At 70.8% G+C, this 6,187-nt stretch carries 6 protein-coding genes and 1 tRNA gene; 6 read left to right on the top strand and 1 reads right to left on the bottom strand.

Translation table 11 applies throughout. The features are described from left to right. Positions 1–14: 14 nt before the first annotated feature. A tRNA-Cys gene (locus tag STRTUCAR8_RS11820) sits at positions 15–86 on the bottom strand. Between the two features lie 253 nt (positions 87–339). Here STRTUCAR8_RS11820 and STRTUCAR8_RS11815 point away from each other — a divergent pair. The 6 genes from STRTUCAR8_RS11815 to STRTUCAR8_RS11790 form a co-directional block, all read left to right on the top strand. Continuing rightward, positions 340–1,806 carry an MFS transporter gene (locus tag STRTUCAR8_RS11815; protein ID WP_006375906.1) on the top strand — a complete coding sequence of 489 codons (1,467 nt, stop codon included), beginning with the start codon at positions 340–342 and terminating at the stop codon, positions 1,804–1,806. 45 nt (positions 1,807–1,851) lie between these two features. After that, the gene (locus STRTUCAR8_RS11810) at positions 1,852–2,049 is read left to right on the top strand and encodes an Arc family DNA-binding protein (protein ID WP_006375907.1); all 198 of its coding nucleotides are present in this window, start codon (positions 1,852–1,854) and stop codon (positions 2,047–2,049) included. Positions 2,050–2,052: 3 nt separating this feature from the next. Continuing rightward, on the top strand, positions 2,053–2,439 hold the full coding sequence (locus STRTUCAR8_RS11805) for a type II toxin-antitoxin system death-on-curing family toxin (protein ID WP_006375904.1): 387 nt from the start codon (positions 2,053–2,055) through the stop codon (positions 2,437–2,439). A 125-nt stretch (positions 2,440–2,564) separates the two neighbouring features. Beyond that, complete coding sequence (locus tag STRTUCAR8_RS11800) at positions 2,565–4,370, top strand: DEAD/DEAH box helicase (protein WP_006375908.1); 1,806 nt, start codon at positions 2,565–2,567, stop codon at positions 4,368–4,370. Positions 4,371–4,698: 328 nt separating this feature from the next. Further along, complete coding sequence (locus STRTUCAR8_RS11795; protein WP_006375903.1) at positions 4,699–5,340, top strand: IclR family transcriptional regulator; 642 nt, start codon at positions 4,699–4,701, stop codon at positions 5,338–5,340. A gap of 73 nt (positions 5,341–5,413) precedes the next feature. Then, a partial coding sequence (locus tag STRTUCAR8_RS11790) for a S16 family serine protease (protein ID WP_006375909.1) occupies positions 5,414–6,187 on the top strand: 774 nt, incomplete at its 3' end.

Here is a 6,187-nt window from a genome sequence, read left to right as displayed (position 1 = left end):
GGTCGGGCTGTTTGAGGCCGTGGCGGGAATCGAACCCGCGTAATTCGCTTTGCAGGCGAATCCCTGAACCACTCGGGCACACGGCCGGGTCGGGCACGGAGGGCGGGGGCGGGCTTGGTGGCCGTTCCCTTGTCCGGTCCGGACTTGGTGACTTGACCGTAGGGGCGGGGAGCGGGCGGGAACAAGGGAACCGGGCGGGCTGCAACGGGACTGCCACACGCCGTTCATGAACGGGGCGGGGGAGAGGCGCGGCATTCCTCGGGCGTACGACCAAGGTCTCGGGTCGTTCCCTACCTCCGACAGGGGTCAACGTCAGTGATGACCCTTACGCTGGCCTGCATGGCCACCCTGGAACCGGGCGACACGGGCGTCGCAGCCGACATCACCGATACCGCCGACGCGGACACCTCTTCGGCCGCCGTACCCGGTGAGGGGGTGCTGGGGCGTTCCTACCGGGCGCTCAGTATCGGCATCGTGTCCGTCGTGCTGCTGATCGCCTTCGAGGCGACCGCCGTGGGGACGGCCATGCCCGTGGCGGCGCGGGAGCTGGACGGGGTGTCGCTGTACGCGTTCGCCTTCTCCGGGTACTTCACGACCAGCCTCCTCGGCATGGTGCTCGCCGGGCAGTGGTCCGACCGCAAGGGGCCACTGGGGGCGCTGACCACCGGGATCGCCGCCTTCGCCGCCGGTTTGCTGCTGTCCGGGACCGCCGGGGTCATGTGGCTGTTCATCGCCGGGCGGGCCGTGCAGGGGCTGGGCGGCGGGCTGGTGATCGTCGCCCTGTACGTCGTTGTGGGGCGGGCCTATCCCGAGCGGTTGCGGGCGTCCATCATGGCCGCGTTCGCCGCCAGTTGGGTGGTGCCCTCCGTGGTCGGGCCGCTGGCCGCCGGTGCCGTCACCGAGCAGCTCGGCTGGCGGTGGGTGTTCGTCGGGATACCCGTGCTGGTCGTCTTTCCGCTCGCCCTCGCGCTCCCTCAGATACGGAGGCTGGCCGGCGGGGCCGTGAAGGAGGGGGCGCGGGACGAGCAGGGGGACCGGCGCCGGATCCGGCTGGCCTTCGGGATCTCGTTCGGCGCCGGGCTGCTTCAGTACGCCGCCCAGGACCTGAGGTGGTTCTCGCTTCTCCCCGGGCTCCTCGGTGTCTCGCTGCTCGTGCCCGCCGTACTCGGACTGCTTCCCCGGGGGACCTGGCGGGCCGCGCGCGGGCTGCCGTCCGTCGTCCTGTTGCGCGGGGTCGCCGCGGGATCGTTCATCGCGGCCGAGTCCTTCGTACCGCTGATGCTCGTCACGCAGCGGGGGCTGTCGCCGACCCTGGCCGGGTTCTCGCTCGCGGCGGGCGGGGTGACCTGGGCGCTGGGCTCGTCCGTGCAGGCGCGGGCGCGCATGGAGCCGTACCGGGAGCGGCTGATGACGTACGGGATGGTGGCGGTCGCCCTCTCCATCGCCGCGGCGCCCGCCGTGCTGATCGACGCCGTGCCGGTGTGGACCCTCGCGGTCGTGTGGGCGTTCGGGTGCTTCGGGATGGGGCTGGTGATCTCCAGCACCAGCGTGCTGCTGCTCCACCTCTCCGCCCCCGAGGAGGCCGGCGCCAACTCCGCCTCCCTGCAGATCTCCGACGGGCTGTCCAACGTGCTGCTGCTGTCGGCGGGGGGTGCGGCGTTCGCCGCGCTGGGCGGCGGGACGGTGAGCCACGCGGCGACCGGGGCGTCCGGTTCGCATCCGGCCGCCTTCGCCGCGGTGTTCCTGCCGATGGCGGGGGTGGCGTTGGTGGGGGCTTGGGTGACTACGCGGCTGCGGGAGAGGTGAGTGGTACTGAGATGGCCCTACTTTTGGTACCGTGGTGGTATGGCTATGAACCTTCGTCTGCGCGACGACCAGCAGGAGGCCCTGAAGCTGCGTGCCGAGGAGGAGGGGCGCAGTATGCACGCCATAGTGCTTCAGGCGATCGACCGGTATCTGGAGCAGGAGGCGGACCGGAACACGGTCCGTCGTCTGGGGGCCAAGTACGCGGCGGGTCACGCTGACCTGCTGCGCAGGCTTGGGGAGTAGTAGATGAAGTACCTCACCGTCCAGGAGGTCCTGGAGTTGGCGGAGCTGGCGTGTGGGCAGCAGACGCAGGTCGCCGTGCGCGACCTGGGGCTGCTCAGCTCAGCCGTCCATCGTCCCCAGTCGCAGATGTTCGGCGTCGAGGCGTACACGGACCTCTTTGAGAAGGCTGCTGCGCTGCTTCAGTCGCTCGCTGTGAACCACCCTCTGGTGGACGGCAACAAGCGCATGGCGTGGATGTCCACCGTCGTTTTCCTCGACTTCAACGGTACCGAGATGCTCGATGTCGATCAGGATGACGCGTACAAGCTCGTCATCGAGGTGGCGGCGGGCACTTTGGAGGACGTGGGGTTGATCGCCCTGCGTTTGAGGGCTCTGCACGAGGCGATGTGAGCTGAGTCCCATCCCCGGGTCGCCCCGCGTCGTACGCACGTTGACAGGCCCGGGCCGCCGGTAGGGTGGCCCGGTTGTCATACGTAGCCCGAGCTCTCAGCTCCCGTTCGACCACCCCGGAGACCGTGACTACCACCGCCGCTTCCGCCGGTACCGCCGCCAATCATCACCTCTCGCCCGCCTATCCCGGCCGTGCCCCCTGGGGCACCGCCAGCAAGCTGCGTGCCTGGCAGCAGGGGGCGATGGAGAGGTATCTCAAGGAGCAGCCGCGTGACTTCCTCGCCGTCGCCACTCCCGGCGCCGGCAAGACGACGTTCGCGCTGACGCTCGCCTCCTGGCTGCTGCACCACCATGTCGTGCAGCAGGTGACCGTGGTCGCGCCCACCGAACATCTGAAGAAGCAGTGGGCCGAGGCGGCGGCGCGGATAGGGATCAAGCTCGACCCCGAGTACAGCGCCGGGCCGCTCAGCAAGGAGTACCACGGCGTCGCCGTGACGTACGCCGGTGTCGGTGTGCGGCCCATGCTGCACCGCAACCGCTGCGAGCAGCGCAAGACGCTCGTCATCCTCGACGAGATCCACCACGCCGGGGACAGCAAGTCCTGGGGCGAGGCCTGCCTGGAAGCCTTCGAGCCCGCCACCCGGCGCCTCGCGCTGACCGGTACGCCGTTCCGCTCCGACACCAACCCCATCCCCTTCGTCACGTACGAGGAGGGGAACGACGGGATCCGGCGGTCCTCCGCCGACTACACCTACGGCTACGGGAACGCGCTCGCCGACCATGTCGTGCGGCCCGTCATCTTCCTCTCCTACAGCGGGCAGATGCGGTGGCGGACCAAGGCGGGCGACGAGATCGCCGCCCGGCTCGGCGAACCGATGACCAAGGACGCGATCTCGCAGGCCTGGCGTACGGCGCTCGATCCGCGCGGCGAGTGGATGCCCAGCGTGCTGCGGGCAGCCGACAAGCGGCTGACCGAGGTGCGCAAGGGCATCCCGGACGCCGGGGCGCTCGTCATCGCCTCCGACCAGGAGTCCGCCCGCGCCTACGCCAAGCTGATCCGCGACATCACGGGGACCAGGGCCACCGTCGTCCTCTCCGACGACACCGGCGCCTCCAACCGCATCGACGAGTTCGCGAACAACGACTCCCGCTGGATGGTCGCCGTCCGCATGGTGTCCGAGGGCGTCGACGTGCCCCGGCTGGCCGTCGGCGTCTACGCCACGACCATCTCCACCCCCCTCTTCTTCGCCCAGGCCGTCGGGCGTTTCGTGCGCTCCCGGCGGCGCGGCGAGACGGCCTCCGTGTTCCTGCCGACAGTCCCCGACCTCCTCACCTTCGCCAACGAGATGGAGGTCGAGCGCGACCACGCCCTCGACAAGCCCAAGAAGGAGGGCGAGGAGGACCCGTACGCCGAATCCGAGAAGGAGATGGAGGAGGCGAACCGGGAGGAGGACGAGGACACCGGGGAGCAGGAGCAGTTCTCCTTCGAGGCGCTGGAGTCCGACGCCGTCTTCGACCGGGTGCTGTACGACGGCGCCGAGTTCGGCATGCAGGCGCACCCGGGGAGCGAGGAGGAGCAGGACTACCTCGGGATCCCGGGGCTGCTGGAGCCCGACCAGGTGCAGCTGCTGCTGCAGAAGCGGCAGGCCCGGCAGATCGCGCACAGCCGGAAGAAGCCCGACGACGAGGCCGATCTCCTCGAACTGCCCGCCGAGCGGCGGCCCGTGGTCTCCCACAAGGAGATGCTGGAGCTGCGGAAGCAGCTCAACACCATGGTCGGCGCGTACGTCCACCAGACGGGCAAGCCGCACGGGGTGATCCACACCGAGCTGCGCCGCGCCTGCGGCGGACCGCCGAGCGCGGAGGCGACCGCGGGACAGTTGCGACAGCGCATCACCAAAGTGCAGGAGTGGGCCACCCGGATGCGGTGACAGCCCCACGGCCGCCCGGGGGTGTCCGGTGAGGGGCGTGTGCGGCCATGCACACGCCGTGCATATCGGGAGGAAGCGCCGTAGTCCGTACCGGGGAGTGACCGGATTCTGGACGGAGCCTTCCGCTGAGCGAACCGCCTTCGCTACTGTCCCCGCAACGCACACGCCCCGTGGCAGCGACGCCGCGGAGCGCAGTCGTGAAGCGACAGCGCCCGGGAGAGCCCGGGCCGCCGCCGATCGGCCGCCTCTGACGCGCGTCGCCCACCGGACCGGCGACGCATCCGCCGCCAGGGAGCTGCCGACCTCACCACGTGAAGGAGTGGGCGTCGTGACCGCGGAGACCTCCCAGACGCTCGACCGGGGACTGCGCGTCCTCAAGCTGCTCGCCGACACCGACCACGGTCTGACGGTCACCGAACTGTCGACCCGGCTCGGTGTGAACCGGACCGTCGTGTACCGCCTGCTGGCCACCCTGGAACAGCACGCGCTCGTACGGCGTGATCTGGGCGGCCGGGCCCGCGTCGGGCTGGGGGTGCTGCGACTCGGCAGCCAGGTGCATCCCCTCGTACGGGAGGCCGCGCTGCCCGCGCTCAGATCGCTGGCGGAGGACATAGGCGCCACGGCCCACCTGACCCTGGTCGACGGTACGGAGGCGCTCGCGGTCGCCGTCGTCGAGCCGACCTGGACCGACTACCACGTGGCCTACCGGGCCGGTTTCCGCCACCCCCTGGAGCGCGGCGCGGCCGGCAAGGCCATCCTCTCCGCCCGGCAGCAGCCCCCCACCCACCCCGGATACACCCTGACGCACGGCGAACTGGAGGCCGGCGCGAGCGGGGCCGCGGCTCCGCTGATCGGCGTGACCGGGGTCGAGGGGAGCGTCGGGGTCGTGATGCTCGCCGACGCGGTGCCCGAGCGGGTGGGGCCGCGGGTCATGGACGCGGCCCGGGAAGTGTCCGAGGCACTGCGCTGACCGGCGGGCCCTGGAGACGAGGGGCGGGGCAGCCGCTCCCGGCCGGAAAAGGCCCCCACGTTAGATTGACCTCGTGCTCTCTCGCCTCACGCGCCCCTGGGCCGTCGCCGTCTGTGCCCTGCCCGTCGTGGCCCTGCTCGCCACGGCCGCGTTCGCGCCGCTGCCGTTCACTCTGGCGCAGCCCGGTCTGACGGCGAACGTCCTCGGCGAGAACAAGGGCGACCCGGTCATCACGATCACCGGCGGGACGCCCCGCGAGACCCGCGGCGAGCTGCGGATGACGACGATCGAGGCGACCGGCCCGGACACCCGCGTGAGCCTCGGTGACGTACTCGACGGCTGGTTCCGTACCGACCAGGCGGTGATGCCGCGTGACTCGGTCTACCCGAGCGGGAACAGCAATAAGGAGATCGAGGAGCACAACACCGCCGAGATGAAGCAGTCGCAGGACGCGGCTGCCGAGGCGGCCCTGAAGTACCTGGACGAGGACTCCGGCAAGGTCAAGGTCAGCCTCAAGCTCGCCGATGTCGGCGGCCCCAGCGCCGGGCTCCTCTTCTCCCTCGGCATCGTCGACAAGCTCGACGGCGACGGAAAGGGCGGCGACCTCACCGGCGGGCGCACCGTCGCCGGTACGGGGACGATCGACGCCGACGGCACGGTCGGCGCGGTGGGCGGGGTGGGCCTGAAGACCCAGGCCGCGCGTCGGGACGGCGCGACCGTCTTCCTGGTGCCGAAGGCGGAGTGCTCGGACGCGAAGTCGGAGCTTCCCAAGGGGCTGCGGCTGATCCCGGTGACGACCCTCAAGGGGGCGGTCGGGGCACTGGTGGCGCTGGAGACGGGGAAGGGG

It is taken from the genome of Streptomyces turgidiscabies Car8, assembly GCF_000331005.1.
In the GTDB taxonomy this organism is placed as follows: domain Bacteria; phylum Actinomycetota; class Actinomycetes; order Streptomycetales; family Streptomycetaceae; genus Streptomyces; species Streptomyces turgidiscabies.
This window is presented reverse-complemented; position numbering and strand designations above follow the sequence as displayed.

Coding starts and splice junctions, on each gene's coding strand:
- STRTUCAR8_RS11815 (WP_006375906.1), top strand. CDS start 340: ATGGCCACCCTGGAACCGGGCGACACGGGCGTCGCAGCCGACATCACC.
- STRTUCAR8_RS11810 (WP_006375907.1), top strand. CDS start 1,852: ATGAACCTTCGTCTGCGCGACGACCAGCAGGAGGCCCTGAAGCTGCGT.
- STRTUCAR8_RS11805 (WP_006375904.1), top strand. CDS start 2,053: ATGAAGTACCTCACCGTCCAGGAGGTCCTGGAGTTGGCGGAGCTGGCG.